General features: G+C 32.6%; 19 protein-coding genes. 7 read left to right on the top strand and 12 right to left on the bottom strand.

What is annotated here, in order from left to right; translation table 11 throughout:
• The 8 genes from ACZ451_RS10695 to ACZ451_RS10660 form a co-directional block, all read right to left on the bottom strand.
• Entirely contained in the window at positions 1–1005 is a 1005-nt protein-coding gene (locus ACZ451_RS10695; protein ID WP_464212230.1) for an FAD:protein FMN transferase, read from the bottom strand.
• Between the two features lie 11 nt (positions 1006–1016).
• Positions 1017–1379, bottom strand: coding sequence for a Na(+)-translocating NADH-quinone reductase subunit F (locus tag ACZ451_RS10690; RefSeq protein WP_464216921.1), 363 nt, complete (start codon positions 1377–1379; stop codon positions 1017–1019).
• A gap of 69 nt (positions 1380–1448) precedes the next feature.
• Positions 1449–2756: an NADH:ubiquinone reductase (Na(+)-transporting) subunit F gene (gene nqrF, locus ACZ451_RS10685; protein ID WP_464212228.1), complete on the bottom strand. Its 1308-nt coding sequence runs from the start codon at positions 2754–2756 to the stop codon at positions 1449–1451.
• Positions 2757–2758: 2 nt separating this feature from the next.
• Entirely contained in the window at positions 2759–3496 is a 738-nt protein-coding gene (gene nqrE / locus ACZ451_RS10680; RefSeq protein WP_464212226.1) for an NADH:ubiquinone reductase (Na(+)-transporting) subunit E, read from the bottom strand.
• Positions 3497–3521: 25 nt separating this feature from the next.
• On the bottom strand, positions 3522–4169 hold the full coding sequence (locus ACZ451_RS10675; RefSeq protein WP_464212224.1) for an NADH:ubiquinone reductase (Na(+)-transporting) subunit D: 648 nt from the start codon (positions 4167–4169) through the stop codon (positions 3522–3524).
• Between the two features lie 2 nt (positions 4170–4171).
• Positions 4172–4921, bottom strand: a complete 750-nt coding sequence (locus ACZ451_RS10670) for a Na(+)-translocating NADH-quinone reductase subunit C (RefSeq protein WP_464212222.1) — start codon at positions 4919–4921, stop codon at positions 4172–4174.
• A 2-nt stretch (positions 4922–4923) separates the two neighbouring features.
• The gene (locus tag ACZ451_RS10665; RefSeq protein ID WP_464212220.1) at positions 4924–6189 is read right to left on the bottom strand and encodes an NADH:ubiquinone reductase (Na(+)-transporting) subunit B; all 1266 of its coding nucleotides are present in this window, start codon (positions 6187–6189) and stop codon (positions 4924–4926) included.
• A 4-nt stretch (positions 6190–6193) separates the two neighbouring features.
• The gene (locus tag ACZ451_RS10660) at positions 6194–7543 is read right to left on the bottom strand and encodes a Na(+)-translocating NADH-quinone reductase subunit A (RefSeq protein WP_464216920.1); all 1350 of its coding nucleotides are present in this window, start codon (positions 7541–7543) and stop codon (positions 6194–6196) included.
• 152 nt (positions 7544–7695) lie between these two features.
• Between ACZ451_RS10660 and ACZ451_RS10655 the strand changes: the two genes are divergently transcribed.
• From ACZ451_RS10655 to ACZ451_RS10635, 5 genes are all read left to right on the top strand, one after another.
• Positions 7696–8940: a type IX secretion system plug protein gene (locus tag ACZ451_RS10655; RefSeq protein ID WP_464212218.1), complete on the top strand. Its 1245-nt coding sequence runs from the start codon at positions 7696–7698 to the stop codon at positions 8938–8940.
• Positions 8941–8969: 29 nt separating this feature from the next.
• Positions 8970–10091 carry a DUF3667 domain-containing protein gene (locus ACZ451_RS10650; RefSeq protein WP_464212216.1) on the top strand — a complete coding sequence of 374 codons (1122 nt, stop codon included), beginning with the start codon at positions 8970–8972 and terminating at the stop codon, positions 10089–10091.
• Positions 10092–10096: 5 nt separating this feature from the next.
• Entirely contained in the window at positions 10097–10483 is a 387-nt protein-coding gene (gene apaG, locus ACZ451_RS10645; protein ID WP_464212214.1) for a Co2+/Mg2+ efflux protein ApaG, read from the top strand.
• 83 nt (positions 10484–10566) lie between these two features.
• Positions 10567–12195 (top strand): L-glutamate gamma-semialdehyde dehydrogenase, encoded by a 1629-nt coding sequence (gene pruA, locus ACZ451_RS10640; protein ID WP_464212212.1) that lies wholly within the window; start codon positions 10567–10569, stop codon positions 12193–12195.
• Between the two features lie 114 nt (positions 12196–12309).
• Positions 12310–12687 carry a hypothetical protein gene (locus ACZ451_RS10635; RefSeq protein WP_464212210.1) on the top strand — a complete coding sequence of 126 codons (378 nt, stop codon included), beginning with the start codon at positions 12310–12312 and terminating at the stop codon, positions 12685–12687.
• Positions 12688–12977: 290 nt separating this feature from the next.
• Here ACZ451_RS10635 and rsmG read toward each other — a convergent pair whose 3' ends face one another.
• Positions 12978–13613, bottom strand: coding sequence for a 16S rRNA (guanine(527)-N(7))-methyltransferase RsmG (gene rsmG, locus ACZ451_RS10630; RefSeq protein ID WP_464212208.1), 636 nt, complete (start codon positions 13611–13613; stop codon positions 12978–12980).
• Positions 13614–13730: 117 nt separating this feature from the next.
• Between rsmG and ACZ451_RS10625 the strand changes: the two genes are divergently transcribed.
• A complete protein-coding gene (locus ACZ451_RS10625; protein WP_464212206.1) occupies positions 13731–14834 on the top strand; it encodes a fatty acid desaturase family protein in 1104 nt (367 codons plus the stop codon).
• A gap of 15 nt (positions 14835–14849) precedes the next feature.
• Positions 14850–16043, top strand: a complete 1194-nt coding sequence (locus ACZ451_RS10620) for a pyridoxal phosphate-dependent aminotransferase (protein WP_464212204.1) — start codon at positions 14850–14852, stop codon at positions 16041–16043.
• A gap of 93 nt (positions 16044–16136) precedes the next feature.
• Here ACZ451_RS10620 and ACZ451_RS10615 read toward each other — a convergent pair whose 3' ends face one another.
• From ACZ451_RS10615 to trkA, 3 genes are read right to left on the bottom strand one after another with little or no spacing between them, the layout of a single operon-like run.
• Entirely contained in the window at positions 16137–16952 is an 816-nt protein-coding gene (locus tag ACZ451_RS10615) for an SH3 domain-containing protein (RefSeq protein ID WP_464212202.1), read from the bottom strand.
• A 36-nt stretch (positions 16953–16988) separates the two neighbouring features.
• Positions 16989–18479: a TrkH family potassium uptake protein gene (locus ACZ451_RS10610; RefSeq protein WP_464212200.1), complete on the bottom strand. Its 1491-nt coding sequence runs from the start codon at positions 18477–18479 to the stop codon at positions 16989–16991.
• On the bottom strand, positions 18479–19828 hold the full coding sequence (trkA, locus tag ACZ451_RS10605; protein WP_464212198.1) for a Trk system potassium transporter TrkA: 1350 nt from the start codon (positions 19826–19828) through the stop codon (positions 18479–18481). The genes ACZ451_RS10610 and trkA overlap by 1 nt, the downstream gene beginning before the upstream one ends.
• Between the last annotated feature and the right edge of the window lie 28 nt (positions 19829–19856).

The raw sequence follows: 19856 nt of genomic DNA, 5'->3' as shown, positions 1-19856 counted from the left end.
TTATTCCTTAATCAGGTTTTTAAATCCATCAGTCATAAATTCTGATGTTTTACCACTATCATCGATATATATAAGATAGCCATCAATTTCAGGAAGTGTTTTTAATATTGCTTTTGCTTCAGCAATGTCCATTGCCATAAATGCTGTAGCATAGGCATCGGCTTCAGCGCAAGTAGATGCTAAAATATTGGTAGCCAAGGTTTTTCCATTTTTAGTAAATCCTGTAAATGGATTTATAGTATGTACATATTTTTCTCCTGTAATAGTATCTAAACGAAAATGTCTATAATTGCCTGAAGACGCCAAAGCTTTATTTTTTATTCTAATTCGTTTTTTAGGGTTCCTCCTATCTTCATTCTCTGGATCATCAATTCCTACTGCCCATGCTCTTTTTTGTAATACGTTTTCGCCTTTAGCAACTACCTCACCACCTACTTCTAATAAATAATCTGTAATTCCTTTTTTATCTAGCATTACTGCCAATCGGTCTATAGCATAGCCTTTAGCAATAGCATTAAAATCAAAATAAATATGAGGGTTTTCTTTTATAATCTTATTCTTAGCATCTATACGGATTTTGTGGAACCCCACATATTCCATGATACTATCTACTTTAGCGCTATCCATTTTAACTTGTTTCTCAGGACCAAAACCCCATGCATTTACTAAAACGCCAACAGTAGGATCAAAATAACCCTTTGTTTTTTTGTTAATTGTCTTTGAGAGCGCTAAAACTTCTTTAAACATATGATCTACAACAACAGTAGTATCCCCTTTATTAATTCTGGAAATATCTGAAGTAGGCAAATAAGTAGACATTGATACATTAATAGCATTGAAAACAGAATCAATCTCTTTTTGATAATCTATTTTATGATCAGAAAGGTAAATTAGGCCATATGATGTCCCTAAAGCTGGGCCTCTATTATAATTTTTATATAGTTGAGTTGATTTTTCAGCACAAGAAGAAACAATTAATACGACCAATACCAGAATTTTTTTCATTACAGCTGTATTTATATGGTAATTAACCCATCATAATCCACAATATACTCTTCATTTAAATAAACAGGCAAATTGTAATCTGCTGCATTTACTAAACCCACAGGAGCGTAGTAAGTACTGGCTTCAAACTTTAAAGCATGTGCTTTCATTTTATTTAAATCTTGCCTGTAAAACTCCAAATCTTTTGGATCACCAGGGTAAGAGATACTTTTTACGATTATAAAATGAAGCTTTTTATCTTTTAAACAAACATACTGCGGATTCTTTTTAAGTTCGCTATTAATCGCCATAAACTCAAATCCATCAGCTTCAAGCTCCTTACCCACTATATTCATGGCTAAGTTATGCAGTTCCTGTTCTGTTAATGCTTTCATAGATTGATACAAAAAGACCTGTTTGGTTTTAAAAGTCAAACAGGTCCAATTTTAATTTATTATAGATTTTTAACCTCCAAAATCATCAAATCTGATGTGTTCGTCTGGAATTCCAAAATCTTCTCCCATTTTCTGAACCGCTTTGTTCATTAATGGCGGTCCACAGAAGTATAATTCTATATCTTCTGGAGACTCATGGTGATTTAAGTAGTTATCTATAACACAATTGTGTATAAACCCTACAAAACCATCACCTGGAGCATCTATAGTTTCTTTTACTTTCCAGTTATCTTCTTCCATTGGCTCAGAAAGCGCTAAATAAAACTTAAAGTTTGGAAATTCTTTTTCTAAGTTATAGAAATGATCTAGATAAAATAACTCACGCTTAGAACGACCACCGTACCAATACGTAACTTTTCTATTTGTTTTTAATGTTTTGAATAAATGGTATAAATGCGAACGCATTGGTGCCATTCCTGCACCACCACCAACATACAACATTTCTGATTCTGACTCATTAATGAAGAATTCTCCATAAGGACCAGAAATAACCACATCATCACCAGGCTTTAGTCCAAAAATATAAGAAGAAGCAACCCCAGGGTTTACATCCATCCATCCATTCTTAGCTCTATCCCATGGTGGGGTAGCGATACGGACGTTTAACATGATTTCTCTTCCTTCTGATGGAAAAGAAGCCATAGAATAAGCTCTTTCAACAGTCTCAGGGTTTTTCATGACTAATGGCCAAAGGTTAAACTTATCCCATTCTGCCTGAAATTTGTCTGGAGTTTCGTGCTCTTCTGGATGCGCAGTAATATCCATATCAGCAAATTTCACTTCGCATTCTGGTATTTCAATCTGAATATACCCACCAGCTTTATATCCCATATCTTCAGGGATTTCTACTACAAATTCCTTAATAAAAGAAGCTACATTATAGTTACGAACAACTTTTGCTGGCCATTTTTTAATCCCAAAAACTTCTTCAGGAATGGTAATTTCCATATCCTGTTTTACTTTAACTTGGCAAGCAAGCCTAGCTCCGTGGTTTAATTCTTTTTTAGAGAAATGCGGTGTTTCGGTTGGTAATGCTTCACCACCACCAGACAATACATGACATTCGCATTGAATACATGTTCCACCACCCCCACAAGCAGAAGGTAAGAATACTTTTTGGTTCCCTAAAGTAGTCAACAAAGAACTACCAGAACTAACTTCTATTTTCTTTTCTCCATTAATTGTCAAGGTTACGGGACCTGAAGGAGATAATTTTTCTTTTGTAAATAACAATAGGGCCACTAATACTAATAAAAGTATTAAAAAGGCAACTACGGTAATTAATATGGTTCCGCCTGTACTTGTAGCTAAAATCATTCTTATTGGTTTATTACAGTGTTAAAAGAAACTTCTTTATCAGACATTTCTTCTTTAATTTCTTTTTCTTCATCAGTCTTTAATACAGTAGTAGTTTCTTCTTCTGCAGGAGCTTCATCACCACCAGTTAGCATTCCTCCAAAACTTTGAAACCCTATCCCCATTAAACCTGTAATAATAAAAGTAATTCCTAAGCCTCTTAACGGTGCTGGCACATTAGAATATCTTATTTTCTCACGTATGGCAGCGATGGCTAAAATGGCTAAAAACCAACCAATTCCAGAACTGATTCCATAATTAAAAGCTAAACCTAAAGTTTCTATATCTCTAGATTGCATAAATAAAGATCCACCTAAAATAGCACAGTTTACGGCTATTAAGGGTAAAAAGATCCCTAAAGAGTTATACAATGATGGTGAAAATTTTTCTACTACAATTTCTACCAGTTGTACCATTGTTGCAATAGTTGCAATAAATAAGATAAAAGATAAAAAGCTTAAGTTGTAATCTGCATATTCTGGTCCTAACCAAGCTAAAGCACCATCTCTTAATAAATATTGATCTAACAACCAATTTAAAGGTACTGTTACAGCTAATACAAATATAACTGCAGCCCCCAAACCAACCGCTGTTGCTACTTTTTTAGAAACTGCTAAATAAGAGCACATTCCTAAGAAAACGGCAAAAACCATATTATCGATGAAAATTGACTTAAAAAATAATTCTAAATGTTCTAACATTGTTTTTTACTTAAATGTCTATAAATTAGTTGTCTTCTACTAAAGCAGGGTTTTTTGAACGTTGTACCCAAATAATAATACCAACTACTATTAATGCTGCTGGTGGAATAATCATAAATCCATTATTCTCATAACCTGTTGCATATAATCCGGTTTTAGCAATTGGATCTCCTAAAACAGGATAACCAAATAGTGTTCCTGAACCTAGTAATTCTCTAAAGAAACCAACAATAACTAATATGATACCGTAACCTAAAGAGTTTCCTATTCCATCTAAGAAAGATCTCCATGGACCATTTGCTAAAGCAAAAGCTTCAAAACGTCCCATAATAATACAGTTTGTAATAATTAAACCTACAAATACAGAAAGCGTTTTACTTAACTCATATGCAAATGCTTTAAGTACCTGATCTACTATAATTACTAAGGCAGCCACTACAATAAGCTGTACAATAATTCTAATTTTTGAAGGAATAACATTTCTTAATAAAGAAATTACAACATTTCCTAAACCTAATACAAACAGTACAGAAACAGCCATTACAACTGATGCTTTTAATTCTGCTGTAATTGCTAATGCAGAGCAAATACCTAATACTTGTATAGTAATTGGGTTGTTATCTGCTAACGGATCTTTTATTAATGCCGCGTCTTTTTTTGATAGTAATCCCATAATTATTTAGTTCTTATTGTTTCTAAATATACTTTGTAAAGATTTACACTTTCGGTAATCATAGCTGAAACGCCGTTACCTGTAATAGTTGCTCCGGCAAGGGCATCTACTTCGTTATCATCTTTTGTATTATTTAACGGATCGTTATTTCCTTTTGCTACTTTAATGCCTGCGTATCTTGTACCATTTAAAATGGTTTCTCCATTAAAATCGTCCATAAAATAACGCATCTTAATATTTGCTCCAAGGCCAGGTGTTTCTCCTTTATGATCAAAATAAACACCTTGAACCGTCATTTTTTCATCTAAAGAAATAAAGCCCCAAATAGCATCCCAAAGCCCTTTGCCGTACATAGGTATGATATATGATTTTTTACCATCTTTTTCTCCAATAAATACTGGAAGTTTTGGTGTTTGCCCTTTTTTAGCGTTTGCTAATTCTTTCTTTAAATCTATTAGGTAAGCTTCATCATCTTCAACAATTTTATCACCTTCTATAACTAGCTGCTCTTTTATATAGGTTTTAAATTCTGCTTCAACTTTATCCGTACTAATAAAATTAACACTTCCTTCATCCTCATTCTCATTAACACCCATTGCATAGAGAATATTTTGTTGTTTTTCAAAACGTTCATTTTCTTTAATGTTTGGAGCCAATTGAAAAGCTGTTAGCGCTAAAAGCGAACCAACTACAACAACCATTGCTACTGCAAAACCAATTGTATAACCGTTACTATCTGTATTAATTGCCATAATTAAACTGTTTCTGCTTTAAGTTCTTTTGCTGCACTATCACTTGGAATAATAGTAGCATTTTTTAATCGCTTCATTCTTCTTTTTACATTTCCTTGTACCACATAGTGGTCTATGGTTGGTGCAAAAACATTCATCAATAAAATTGCTAAGAATACACCTTCTGGGTAAGCAGGATTAAATACTCTTATCATTACTGATAAGAAGCCTATAAAAAACCCATAGTACCATTTACCTTTATTAGTTTGAGCACCAGTTACTGGGTCGGTTGCCATGTATACAATACCAAAAGCCAATCCACCTACAATAAGGTGTTTCCAGAATGTAAATTCCATTAATCCATAAAACTTACTTGTCTCTGTAATAATATCTGCGCTAACTACTCCATTAAAAATAAGTCCCATAACTAAAGCACCTAATAGTGCACTTAACATAATACGCCAACTTGCTATTTTACTGAAAATTAGGAAAAGACCTCCTAATAGGATTAATATCGTAGAAGTTTCTCCTACTGAACCAGGTATAAAACCATAAAACATATCGGAAAGGCTGTAGGCATATTCTTTTCCTTGTGCCATATATCCTAGAATTGTTTCACCAGATATCGCATCTATTTCTGCACCACCAGCAATTTGTTCAGCTCTCTCGCGAGCTCCATGCACCCAAACTTTATCTCCACTCATCCATGTTGGATACGCAAAAAATAGAAAAGCTCTAATGGTTAATGCTGGGTTTAAGATATTCATTCCTGTACCCCCAAAAACTTCTTTTCCTATAACAACACCAAAAGCTACTGCTACAGCTAACATCCACAATGGAGTATCTACAGGTACAATAAGCGGAACTAACATTCCTGTTACTAAATAGCCTTCTTCTACTTCGTGTCCTTTAATTACCGCGAATAAAAACTCAATAGCAAGGCCAACTCCGTAAGAAACAATAACCAAAGGCAGTACAGTAATAGCTCCAATCCAAAGGTTATCGAGAGTTAAGAAATGATCAAATAATGAAAAGTTTTCTGGAAAACCATTAATGGCTGAATAGTGCTGATAACCTGCATTGAATATTCCGAATACTAAACATGGTACTAAAGCCATGATTACAGTGTTCATTGTACGTTTTAAATCATCTGCTGAACGAACATGAGCACCAGAGTGCGTAGTTTCGTTTGGTGTGTATAAAAAGGTATGCAAGGCATTAAATGCAGGTGCCATTTTTTTACCTTTATACTTTTCTTTTATAGTATGTAATTTACTTTTAATGCTCATCTTCTTATCCTATTTCTTTATACATTAAATCTAGCCCTTCACGAATAATCTGTTGATGGGGCTGCTTGGAAATACAAATGAATTCTGTTACTGAAAAATCTTCTGGTGCAACTTCATACAAACCTAACTGCTCCATCTCATCTAAATCTTTTACCATACATGCTTTTAACAATTGCATTGGAAAAATATCTAATGGAAAAACTTCCTCATATTGCCCTGTAACCACAAATGCTCTGTGTTCACCATTTGTATTGGTATTAAGATCAAATTTTTTCTTAGGGAATAACCATGAAAAAGTTAATGCTCTAGTTGCTGATATTTTATTAAAAATAGGCTTATTCCACCCAAAGAAATCATAATCATCCCCTTCTGGTATGGCAGTTACAGTAGTATTATAAAAACCTAAGTTACCATCTTGGGCACTAGTAGTACCCGTAAGCACATCACCATTAATAACTCTAAAATTTTCACCGTTTACACCACTAGCATATAAAAATGTAGCGATCTCTGCTCCTATTTTAGTATTGTAATATTTTGGTTTTTTAACGGAAGAACCTCCTAATGCTACTATTCTTTCTGGATTAAACACTCCTGTTAATAGCAACTCTCCAATAATAACTAAATCTTGTGGATTGATCACCCAAACTAGTTCCCCTTTATTAATAGGATCTACTTTGTTAATTAAAGTACTAACAAGACCTGCAGGGTGAGGCCCAGATATTTTGTGCGATGTTACTCCATTTAAAGTTGCTAATGGCGACTTAGATCCTCCGTGAGAAACATGCACTTTACCAGGCGTTAATTTTCCAAGAGCAGAAATTGCGGCTTGCAACTCTTGTTCTTTTCCTTGCAACACATAATCTATATCTGCCGCTAATGGTGCAGAAGAATAGCCAGAAACAAAAATTGCTTTTGGTGTAGCATCTGGGTTTGCAATGATATCATAAGGGCGTTGCTTTACAAATGGCCAGCAGCCAGATTTTAACAACAATGCCTTAATTTCTGTTGCAGTTATCGATTCTAAATTTGGCGTTTCGTGTTTTAACGTTTCTTGGGTTTTGTCAGCAAGAATCTTAAGTGTTAAAATTCTTCTCCTTTCCCCTCTCTTAATTTCAACAAGCTCACCACTAACAGGAGATACAAAAAGCATATCTTCTATATCTTTGTTGTAAAAAAGTGGTTCTCCAGCTTTCACCTCTCCACCTTCTTTTACTAACATTTTAGGGGTGATTCCGTGAAAATCATCAAGATTTATAACGTAAACATTACTCAACGCGGCTTTTGTAGTTTCTAATTCAGCAGCTCCTACTAAATTAATATTTAAGCCTTTTTTTATTCTGATGTCTTTAGACATAGTATTCGTAGACCTTAGGTTAACAAAATTTGGTGCAAAAATACTACTAAATAGTACTTTTTCATAATTATTAACTATAAATTTACGATTATAGTATCTTAAAAATTTTAGGTATACTTTTTGTTTATCTTTATCCAAAAAATAGTTTATAAATGCAATTAAATTTTAAACAAATACTATTATTTCTTTTTACCCAATCTCTTTTAGCTCAAGTTCAATTTGAAGTTAACCCGCCTTCTCATATAAAATCTATTGTTTTTAAAGGTGATACAGACGACCAGTTTCCAGTAGTACAAATTGGTGATCCTATCTCCTTAGATTTTGATGATATCACTGCTAGTGAGCAAGATTATTACTATAAAGTTATACATTGCAATTATGATTGGACTCCTTCTGACCTACTTAAATCGCAATACATAAATGGCATAGATAACGAGCGTATTGTAGATTATGAAAACAGTTATAACACCTTACAACCCTATTCTAATTACAGACTTACTATTCCTAATGAAGATGTTCGCTTAAAAATTAGCGGAAACTATATGTTAGAAATTTATAATGATAATTATGAGCTTCAGTTTTCCAGAAGATTTGTTGTTTTTAAAAATATTGTGACTGTTGGTGCTACTACAAAAAGAACAAGAGATTTTAACTATATTAACGAAAAACAAGTGGTACAATTCAGTATCAACTCGCCCAATTTTCAGCTTGTAAACCCAAAAAAAGAAGTTAAAGTAGCGATTATTCAAAATTATCACTGGGAAACAGCACTGTATAATATTAAACCACAGTTTACAATGGGCACTCAACTTATCTACAAATACGATACAGAGACTAGTTTTTTTGGAAATAATGAGTTTTTAAATTTTGACACTAAAGATTTAAGAGCTCCAACAGCTATTATATCTTCTATTGAATTAAAGGATGTTTACCATCATTATTTATTTACAGATATTTATAGGCACGACAGGCCATATACCTATTTCCCTGATATAAACGGTGATTTTGTAATTAGAACTTTACAAGGCGATGATAATTCTAGAGAAGCAGAATATTCTAAAGTTCACTTTAGCATACCATATAAAGAGCAGTTAGGCTTAGATGAAGTTTATGTTTTTGGGAAGTTTAACAATTATGATTTAAACGAAGAAAATAAAATGACTTATAACGAGGATACTGGGCTTATGGAAGCTACCTTACTTATTAAACAAGGTTTTTACAACTATAAATATGTAGTAAAAGATGATAATGAAGTTATTGATTTAAATAAAATAGGTGGTAATTTTCATTTCACCGAAAATAATTATTTAATTCTTGTATACTACAGGAATTTTGGGGATTTATATGACAGTATTATTGGTGTTGGATCAGCAAATTCTAGAACTATTAGTAATTAAACCTATCTTTATTTTTTACTTTATCTTTAATGGAAACCAAACCAACCATACAACCTAAAGGGAGATATCAATTAAAATATAGAGATGTAACCTGTTTAAATTGCCAACATCCTTTAGATATCAGTGATAGGTTTTGCCCAAATTGCTCACAAGCAAATAGCACTAAAAAACTAACCTTAAAAGACTTTTTTGATGAATTCTTTGCAAGCCTTATTTCCTACGACTCAAAATTACTTAAAACACTAAGCGCACTCTTAACCCAACCTGGCAGAATAACCATAGACTATGTCTCAGGAAAAAGAGTATCCTATACAAACCCTTTTCGGTTTTTACTGAGTTTATCTATCATCTTTTTTTTATTAGTGAGTTATAATGGTGATTTTTCTAAACTAGACCGCTTTGCCGGCAATAATGAGGAAGATTTAATTACAAACTTAAGTGGCTCCGAATTAGAAACTAGTGAAAATGAATTTAGCTTATTTGATGGAGCTGCAAAGATTAATCCTGATGACCCCTTAAAAACAAAAAAAAGAAGAGATTCCATATATCAGATTATAACAAAAGATCCAAAAACGTATTTTAACTCAAAAAATAATACTAGCTTTTTAAGTCGGTATTTCCACAAACAGGACTTTTTTAATATTCTCATTGAAAAAGAAAAAGCACTTTCGTTTGAAGAAGTGAAAGAAAAGCATAAACTCCCAGTAAGCAGAGAAAATAGATATGCTTTTGAAACTGCAACGAGTTATAAAAAAGTAATTAGACAACCTGGAACTTTTATTAATGCTATAGTTTCTAGGTTACCTTTTCTTATTTTTTTCTTTTTACCACTATTCAGTTTAATCATTTCGTTGTTATATATCAGAAATAAATACAATTACACCGAACATCTTATATTTAGTTTTCACAATCAATCTTTGTTACTTATCTTGCTGATCATAAATGCTTTAATTAGTGCTATTTTTAATTTAGACATTGACTTTGTTTTTGTTTTAATTTTTGCTATTTATTTGTTTATTTCTATGCGCAATTTTTACAAACAAGGACTCGTTAAAACTTTTATAAAGTACAGCATACTTAATTTAAGTTTTTTAATTTTAGCGACAATTTCAGTAGCAATTATGTTCATGTTAAGTTTATTTACATTTTAAATATTATGACTACTCAAATAACAAAGGGGATAAAAATATCAGTTCAAACTAGTTTTGAAGGCACATTCTTTAAAAACTACAAGACACATTATGCTTTTGGGTATACGATTACTATTGAAAACCAAAGTAAAGATGCTGTACAACTTACTTCTAGGCATTGGCAAATTTATGACTCTTTAAATGAAGTAGAATTTCTGGATGGTGAGGGTGTTATTGGAAAAAAACCAGTAATTCAGCCTGGAGAATCACATACGTACAGCTCTGGATGCCTCCTTACATCAACTGTAGGCGCTATGAAAGGGCATTATAATATGGTAAATTTCACTTCTACTGAAAAATTTAGGGTTTACATTCCTACTTTTAAGTTCAGTGCACCATTTACCTTAAACTAATCTTTATTTTTTTATTTGTTTTTTCTCCTTTTAGGTTTTAGTACCTTTGAGTTGACTTTTTATAATTAAAAAACAAGTGAAAAATGGGTAAAGGATTTTTTCAGGTTCCAACAGCAATAAACGAACCAATTAAAGGGTATGCACCCGGTTCTCCAGAGCGAGAAGACGTATTAAATCAGTATAAAAAATATTTTAACAGTACCGTTGATGTACCACTATATATTGGTGGAGAAGAAATAAAGACTGGAAACACAAAACCAATGTCTCCTCCACATGATCATAAGCATATTGTGGGGCACTATCACATTGCAGAAAAAGAGCATATATCTAAAGCTATTACCAATGCCTTAGCTTCTAGAACTCCATGGGCTAGCCTTACTTGGGAACAACGTGCCGCTATCTTCTTAAAAGCAGCAGAACTTATTGCTGGTCCCTATCGTGCAAAGATAAATGCCGCTACTATGATTGCGCAATCTAAAACCATACATCAAGCCGAAATTGATGCAGCTTGTGAGTTTATAGATTTTCTACGTTTTAATGTAGAGTACATGTCTCAGATTTATGAAGAACAACCAGATTCTGCAAAAGGCATTTGGAATAGAGTAGAATACAGACCATTAGAAGGTTTTGTCTATGCTATTACTCCTTTTAATTTTACCGCTATTGCAGGTAATTTACCTGCAAGTGCTGCAATGATGGGTAATGTAGTGGTTTGGAAACCAAGTGATAGTCAAATATTTTCAGCAAAAGTAATTGTTGATATTTTTAAAGAAGCTGGCCTTCCTGATGGAGTTATCAATGTAGTTTATGGAGATCCTGTAATGATTACAGAAACAGCACTTGCAAGTCCTGATTTTGCAGGCTTACATTTTACAGGTTCTACCTATGTTTTTAAAGAATTATGGAAACAAATAGGAAATAACATTCATACGTATAAAACCTATCCTAAAATTGTTGGAGAAACTGGTGGGAAAGATTTTATAGTAGCACATAAATCTGCAAATCCACAACAAGTAGCTACAGCTATTGTTCGTGGCGCCTTTGAATTTCAAGGTCAAAAATGTAGTGCTGCCTCTAGAGTGTATCTTCCAAAATCTACTGCTTCAGAAATTATAGAACGTGCTAAAACAGCACTAGCCTCTATGAACAAACCTGGCTCTCCAGAAGACATGTCTAATTTTATTACCGCTGTAATCCATGAAGGCTCTTTTGATAAATTAGCTTCGTATATAGATCAGGCCAAAAAAGATAGCAATGTAGAAATTGTAGCTGGTGGTAATTATGATAAATCTAAGGGCTACTTTATAGAACCTACCATTCTTGTTACTACAGATCCAAAGTACACCACTATGGAAACTGAGCTTTTTGGTCCTGTAGTTACTATTTATGTTTATGATGATAACGATTGGTCTGAAACCTTAAAATTAGTTGATAGCACTTCTGAGTATGCATTAACAGGTGCTGTACTTTCTACAGACCGTTATGCTATTGATGAAGCAACAAAGGCATTAGAAAATTGCGCAGGTAATTTTTATGTAAATGATAAGCCTACTGGTGCTGTTGTAGGCCAACAACCATTTGGTGGTGCGCGAGCTTCTGGAACAAATGATAAAGCTGGTTCCGCTCAAAATTTATTACGCTGGGTATCTCCTAGATTAATAAAAGAAACTTTTGTAACACCAGTAGATTACAGATATCCTTTTTTAGGCTAATTATTTAATAATAATATTTCCTGAAGCCTATGTTTTTAATAAAAACATAGGTTTTAGTTTTTATAGGCCTACGCAACCTATTAAACAAAAATGCATCTTTTTAAAAAATGTACAATGAAAAAAATCAGTATCGTATTAGTTCTATTAATAGGTATTTTATCATGCTCATCAAATAACAATAATTTAACCATAACAGCCGCTTGTGATGTAAGCAACCCTGTTGAGGAATTAGCTTGGCTAAAAGCTGAAATTGAAAGAAGAGAACAAAGCACTTCTACTGATATTCAGTATTGCTATATTACACAAGCAATCTTAAATAATGAAACTATCTTTTTCTATAAAGATTGTAACCCTTTAATTGACAAAGTAATTGCCCCGCCTCTTGATTGTGAAGGAAACGCATTAGAACTAAACTCAAATCTTTTCTCTGAAATTGAAAATGAACAGATCATATGGCAGGGTGCTAATTTTTCTTGTGATGTGAATTTATAAAACACTACAAGTGAGTGTTTTATATTTAAAAATAATTCGTTTTTATGCACTAAAAACAATTACCAGCACAATATCAATGTAAATTTAACGTTAATTAATTGTAAATTATTGGTAAAAATTATATCTTTAATTCTTTACATACACCAAAAAACCAGTTACTTATGAAAAGCGGGATATTTAAAATTGATAGTGAAAAAAGAAAAAAACACAACTTATACACTGCATTAAAAGAGTATGCTAAAACGTGTAGAACATCATATCAAAATTTATTACGTGTAGCGCACAGCTAATTAGCCTTTATATTTTATTGGCAAGTAAACCACTTTTTTAGTTTCAAAGAAGTCTTCTTTATAATAATCTGATAGTTTAAAGATTTCAGCGTTTCTGTAATCTTTTAATTCTTCGGATAGATCACCACCTTTTAAGTATAAAATTCCATTTCTACGTTCATGGAGTGATTCTTTTTTGATTTTACCTTTTACCCAAAATGTAAATGTAGGCATTGCTGCAACTGCTCTACTTACAATAAAATCGAACTTATCTTTTACCTCTTCTACTCTAGCATTAATTGCAGTAACATTTGTTAAGCCTAGACCAGCAACAACTTCCTCTACTACTTTAATTTTTTTACCTATAGAATCTACTAAAGTAAAATGAGTTTCAGGGAATAGAATTGCTAATGGAATCCCAGGAAAACCACCACCTGTACCTACATCTAAAATTTTTGAGCCTGGTAAAAATTGTTGAACTTTAGCAATACCGAGAGAATGTTGTACGTGTCTTAGATACAATTCATCTATATCTTTTCTAGAAACTACATTTATTTTTGCATTCCAGTCCTTATATAATTCAGCTAATAAAGAAAATTGTTGTTTCTGTAGATCTGTTAAACTTGGAAAAAGATGATAGATATGCGCTACGTTCATTATTGCGTAAAATTTTGACAAAAATAGCATATTATATATCATAATTATTACCATTTTAAGAGTCTATTTTGAACTACTGATTATGAATTCACTTATCTTTACCAAAAAAATATAATTATGAGTACAGAAACCATTCGATTTTCCAGAAAGGATTCAGCACATTTTTTTAAGACATTAAATAAACGAGTAAACGATTACTTCAAAGAAAATAAAATAAAGAAAACTGGCAATTGGAAATTGCATGTAAAAACAGCAATAATGTTTACTTTATTTCTAGCCCCATACTTTCTAATATTAACTTTAGGCTTACCCATCTGGGCTAATTTACTACTAACCATAACTATAGGTGTTGGTATGGCTGGAGTTGGCATGAATGTGATGCACGATGGAAATCATGGGTCATATTCTAACAAAAAGTGGCTTAACAAATTAATGGGTAGCAGCATCTATATTTTAGCTGGTAATGTCTACAACTGGCAAGTACAGCATAATGTTTTGCACCATACTTATACAAATATTCACGAACATGATGAGGATTTAGAAGCAGGTAGAATTTTACGTTTCTCAAAACATGCCGAATGGCATAAACATCATAAATTTCAACATTTTTATTCCGTTTTTCTATATGGTTTATTAACTTTTAATTGGGCTATTACTACCGATTTTCAACAAATGTATCGCTATACAAAAAGAAAATTAGCTTATGGAAAATTACCTAATCCATTCATTAATTGGAGTAAATTAGTGGTTACAAAAATAATTTACATTTCTATTTGGATTGTACTGCCAATGCTTATTTTAGAGAATGTTGCTTGGTGGCAAATTTTAATTGGTTTTTTTGTAATGCATTATGTTGCTGGTGTTATACTTAGTGTTACTTTTCAATTAGCACATGTAGTTGATGATGCAGATACCCCTTTACCAGATGCAAAAGGGAACATGAAAAACACTTGGGCGATTCATCAATTATTTACCACTGTAAATTTTGGAACAAAAAATAAGATCGTAAATTGGTTTACAGGCGGACTTAACCATCAGGTTGAACATCACATTTTTCCAAATATTAGTCATGTACATTATACAAAAATTGCTAAAATTGTTAAAGAAACAGCAAAAGAGTTTAATTTACCGTATAACGAATATAAAACTACGAGAAAAGCTATAATTTCGCACTTCAAACATTTAAAAGAGTTAGGTAAAAATCCAGCTTTACAGTATTAGAAAAACGATTTAAAAATGAATACCAACCAACTATCGGATAGGATTAATAGTGTAACTCCTTCCGCAACGCTAGAAATGGCAGCTAAAGCTCGTGAATTAAGAGCTGAAGGAAAAGATATTATAGGTCTTAGCTTAGGAGAACCAGATTTTAATACTCCAGATTATATTAAAGATGCCGCTATACAAGCGGTAAACGATGACTACAACTCATATACTCCTGTAGATGGATATGTTGCATTAAAAGATGCCATCATTACTAAATTTAAGAGAGATAATAACTTAAGTTACGAATATCCTCAGATTGTAGTTTCTACTGGAGCAAAACAAGCCTTATATAATGTAGCTCAAGTTTCTCTTAATAAAGGAGATGAAGTTATTTTACCATGCCCATATTGGGTAAGTTATAGTGATATAGTAAAATTAGCTGATGGTGTTCCTGTAGAAGTAAAAACCTCTATAGAAAACGATTTTAAAATGACACCTCAACAGCTAGAAGCTGCTATTAGCCCCAAAACAAAAATGCTTTGGTATAGTTCACCATGCAATCCTAGTGGTTCTATTTATAGCAAAGAAGAATTAAGAGCTCTTGCAGACGTTTTAAAAAAACACCCACAGGTTATTGTTGTTAGTGATGAGATTTATGAGCATATAAATTACGGTGTTACGGCACATGCATCTATGGCAGAATTTGATGATATGTATAACCGTACTGTTACTGTAAACGGTGTCGCTAAGGCTTTTGCAATGACTGGTTGGCGAGTTGGATACATTGGTGCACCCGCTCATATTGCCCGTGCTTGTAACAAATTACAAGGGCAAGTAACTAGTGGAACTAATTGTATTGCACAACGTGCCGTAATTACAGCTTTAGAAGAATCTCCCGAGCGCATCCACTATATGGTAGATAAATTTAAAGAACGTAGAAAGTTAATTTTAGGTTTATTAAACGATATTGAAGGTTTTAAATGTAATGAACCTGAAGGGGCTTTTTATGTATATCCAGATGTGACTGCCTTTTTTGGAAAAACATTAAATGGTACTACAATCAATAATGCATCAGACTTTTCTATGTATCTATTAGAAAATGCTAACGTTGCAACAGTTACTGGTGATGCCTTTGGAAATGGAAATTGTATTCGCATATCATATGCAGCTAGTGAGGAACAAATTATAGAAGCTATCAAAAGAATTAAAGAAGTAGTGCGTTAATTGAGTACTTCTTATACAAAAGCAATAATAATATAAACCCTTAGTGGATTTAAATTTACTAAGGGTTTTTAAATGTTATAAGACAACATCATTTTATTCTTGTTCTGACCAATTAAATTTATTGTCTTTCCAATAGATAAAACCTCCATCACTAAATTCTGAAGTATTCACCATTATAGCATCATACTCTAATTTTATATTCTTTGGTTTTGGAATCTCTTTAAAATTATTTTTACGATCAAGACCTAATGCTTCTCCTTGTGGAACTTTCTTAAAAATAGTTGCCCAATCATAATCTTTTATATGCAATGGGTCCTCACCATTACCTAAAATATGAACTGCATTAGATTTTCCATAATTTATTAAAATAATATGCTTTGTATTGGTTTTAGTATTATCTGCTAACAACACGAGATCTTTTCTACCATCACCAAAAAAATCACCAAATAAATACTTAGCTCTATTTTCTTCGCATATTTTATAATCGTCTAATACTTCAAACTCTCTAATAGAGGCCTCTATATACTCATTAAAATCAGACTTTTTAACCAAGTATCCATCAAAAACATAGCCTTCTTTTATAGCTCCTGGAATTATATTTGAACTATTATCAAATTTAATTTTAACCCAATTTCCTTCAACATATTGCCTATTATCTTTAACAGTAATAGAAAAATCCGTTCGCTCTACCACCTCAACTAAAGTAGCAAAAGGCAACATCCCATACTTAAAAGAACTAATATTAGGCTCTTTTCTTAATGACAATCCATTTTGTCCCAAAACATAATAGATTTTAGCGTCAGAAATAGTATCAGAAGCAAAAACAGTTATTTTTTCCTTTAAAGGAGTTTGAGAAAAACCAACAAAAAATATTCCTAAAAAAACAAATAAGGTTAATGCTGTTCTCATAATTAAAGTGTGGTGGATTAATTTATAAGTAGCAATTTATGTTTTTTTCCAGAAATATGGCGTAAAAAGAATTAAAACTGTAAAAAGTTCTAGTCGCCCTAGAAGCATTAAAAAACCACACCACCACTTTGCTAAATCGGGCAATCCATTAAAATTACTCACTGGATTAAGGCTTCCAAAAGCAGGACCTACATTACCTAAAGATGAGGCAGCACCTCCTATGGCGGTAACAAAATCTAAACCTAAAGCCCCTAAACCTAAGGCTCCAATGATAAAAGTAAGCATGTATAATACAAAAAATGCTATAATATTATAAACAATATGCTCTCTAACTGTTTTGTTATTGTAGCGCACTGGAATAACTGCATTAGTATGTAAGGTTCGTTTAAATTCTAACAATCCATTTTTAATAATGATCAGATGACGCACAACTTTAATACCTCCTGCAGTAGATCCTGCAGACCCTCCAGAAAACATTAATCCGAAGAAAAATATGGTTATAAATGGAGTCCAACTTGTAAAATCTGCTGTTACAAAACCTGTTGTAGTAACTACAGCTATAATTTGAAATAAAGAATGCCTAAATGAACTCTCTGCTTCTCCATATACCATAGGATGGTATTCTGACACTGGAACATCTGCTTTAAAATAAATAACTACCGCTACTAATATTGAAAAAACTAATAAACCAAGACTATAGAATTTAAATTCTTCGTCTTTAATTATTTTTTGCACTTTTCCTTTAAAAGCAAAATAACTTAACACAAAGTTGCTTCCTGCTAAAAACATAAAAAAGATAACGATATACTGAATCAAAGGCTGATCATTCCAATACGCCATACTGGCATTTTTGGTAGAAAAACCTCCCGTAGATAATGTAGCCAAACTATGGTTAATTGCGTCAAAAAAAGACATCCCAGCCAATTTCAACAATATGGTTTCTGCTGCAGTATACCCCACATAAATGAGCCAAAGCCTTTTTGCTGTATCAGTAATCCTTGGGTGTAATTTATCTGTACTAGGTCCTGGCGCTTCGGCAGCAAAAAGTTGCATCCCGCCAATACCTAACAATGGTAAAATAGCTATTGCTAAAACTATAATTCCCATTCCTCCAATCCAATGCGTTAGACTACGCCAAAACAAAATGCCCTCAGGTAGTGCTTCTATATCGTCTAAAATTGAAGCTCCAGTAGTGGTATAGCCAGAAATAGTTTCAAAAAAAGCATTGGTTACATCAGGTATTTTCCCTGAAAATACATAAGGTAAGATTCCAGATACTGACATTACGAGCCACCCAAAAGTAACAATAAGATACCCCTCTTTACGCTTTACTTCTTTTTTATGCCCTTTGGTATAAAACATAGAAAGAACTCCCACCAGCATCGTTACAATAGCTGCTAATGTTATATCTAATGTTACACCATCTTCATATATACCACTTACTAATGCCGCAAGCAACATAAAACCTCCATTACAAAGGAGCAAAAGCCCCATTAAATGAAATATTATCTTGTAGTTAAGGCTCATTATAAAAACAACTTTTCTATTTTACCAATTACATTTGGTATACAGCAAACCACTACTCTATCGCCTTCTTTAATTTCAAAATCTCCTAAGGCTATAATTCCTATATCATTTCTTATAACACCACCAATAGTAGCTTGTTTGGGAAAGTTAAGCTCTCTAATTATTTTTCCAGTAACAGCAGAAGTTGCTTTTACAATAAACTCTAAAATCTCAGCATTTAAGTTATTTAACCTTGTTAAAGCAACCACTTCACCTTTACGGATATACCTAAAAATATTATTAGCAGCCAATAATTTTTTATTAATCAGCGTATCTATTCCTATAGAATGCGAAAGTTGAAAATAATCCATATTTTCAACCAAGGCAATTGTTTTCTTAATATGCTTAGATTTTGCAACCAAACAAGACATAATGTTCGTTTCTGAGTTTCCGGTTACTGCAATAAAGGCATCCATAGATTCTAAACTTTCTTCTTCTAACAATTCTACATTTCTACCATCGCCGTTTATAATAAGTGCATTGGGCAAATCATCTGCAAGATCAAATGCTTTTTCCTTATCTTTTTCTATAACTTTTACATTAAACTTATTGGTACACAATTCTCTGGCTGTTTTAAAACCAACTTGACTACCACCAAGAATCATAACATTCTTAATTTCCCTATTGACCATTGCTGTTAACTTATACAGCTCTTCTACTCCTTCTTTTACAGTGATAAAATAAACCTGATCCCCTTCGTTAAAAACAGTATCTCCTCTGGGTATTATTGTTTTTTGCGTACCCAATCTTTTCAAGGCAATTGGCATAAAATGTAATTCCGGAAATATATTAGCAGCTTCTTTTACCATTTTTCCTACAAATGGTGCAGATTTAGGCAAAGAAATACCTGCCATAATTAAAGCGCCATTTTCAAATTCATAGGTGTCATTAAATGCTGATTTATTTAATAGCATTTGAATCTCTGTTGCTGCTAGTTCTTCTGGAGAAATCAATTCATCTATACCGAGTTCTTCAAAATTTATTTTTTCTTTATTCTCAATAAACTCTGTATTAGAAATTCTAGCAATAGTTCTTGTACAACCTAATTGTTTAGCTAATAAACACAAAGTAATATTTGTAGTTTCGGATGCAGTTACTCCAATTACTAAATCACAACTTTCTACCTGTGCATCCTGTAATACTGTAATAGAAGTTGCATCGCCTCTTAAAACTCTAATATCTAAATGCGTATCTGCATACGACAAACTTTCTTTAACCGTATCTATTAAGGTGATATCTTGTGATTCATAAGAAAGTAATTTAGCTAAATGAAACCCTACTTCACCAGCACCTGCTATTATAATTTTCATTTATGATGTAAATTGTTTTGCATATAAC

Source organism: Allocellulophaga tsushimaensis (assembly GCF_055383085.1).
Note: the sequence above shows the minus strand (reverse complement) of the source record. Positions and strands in the feature narration are given on the sequence as shown.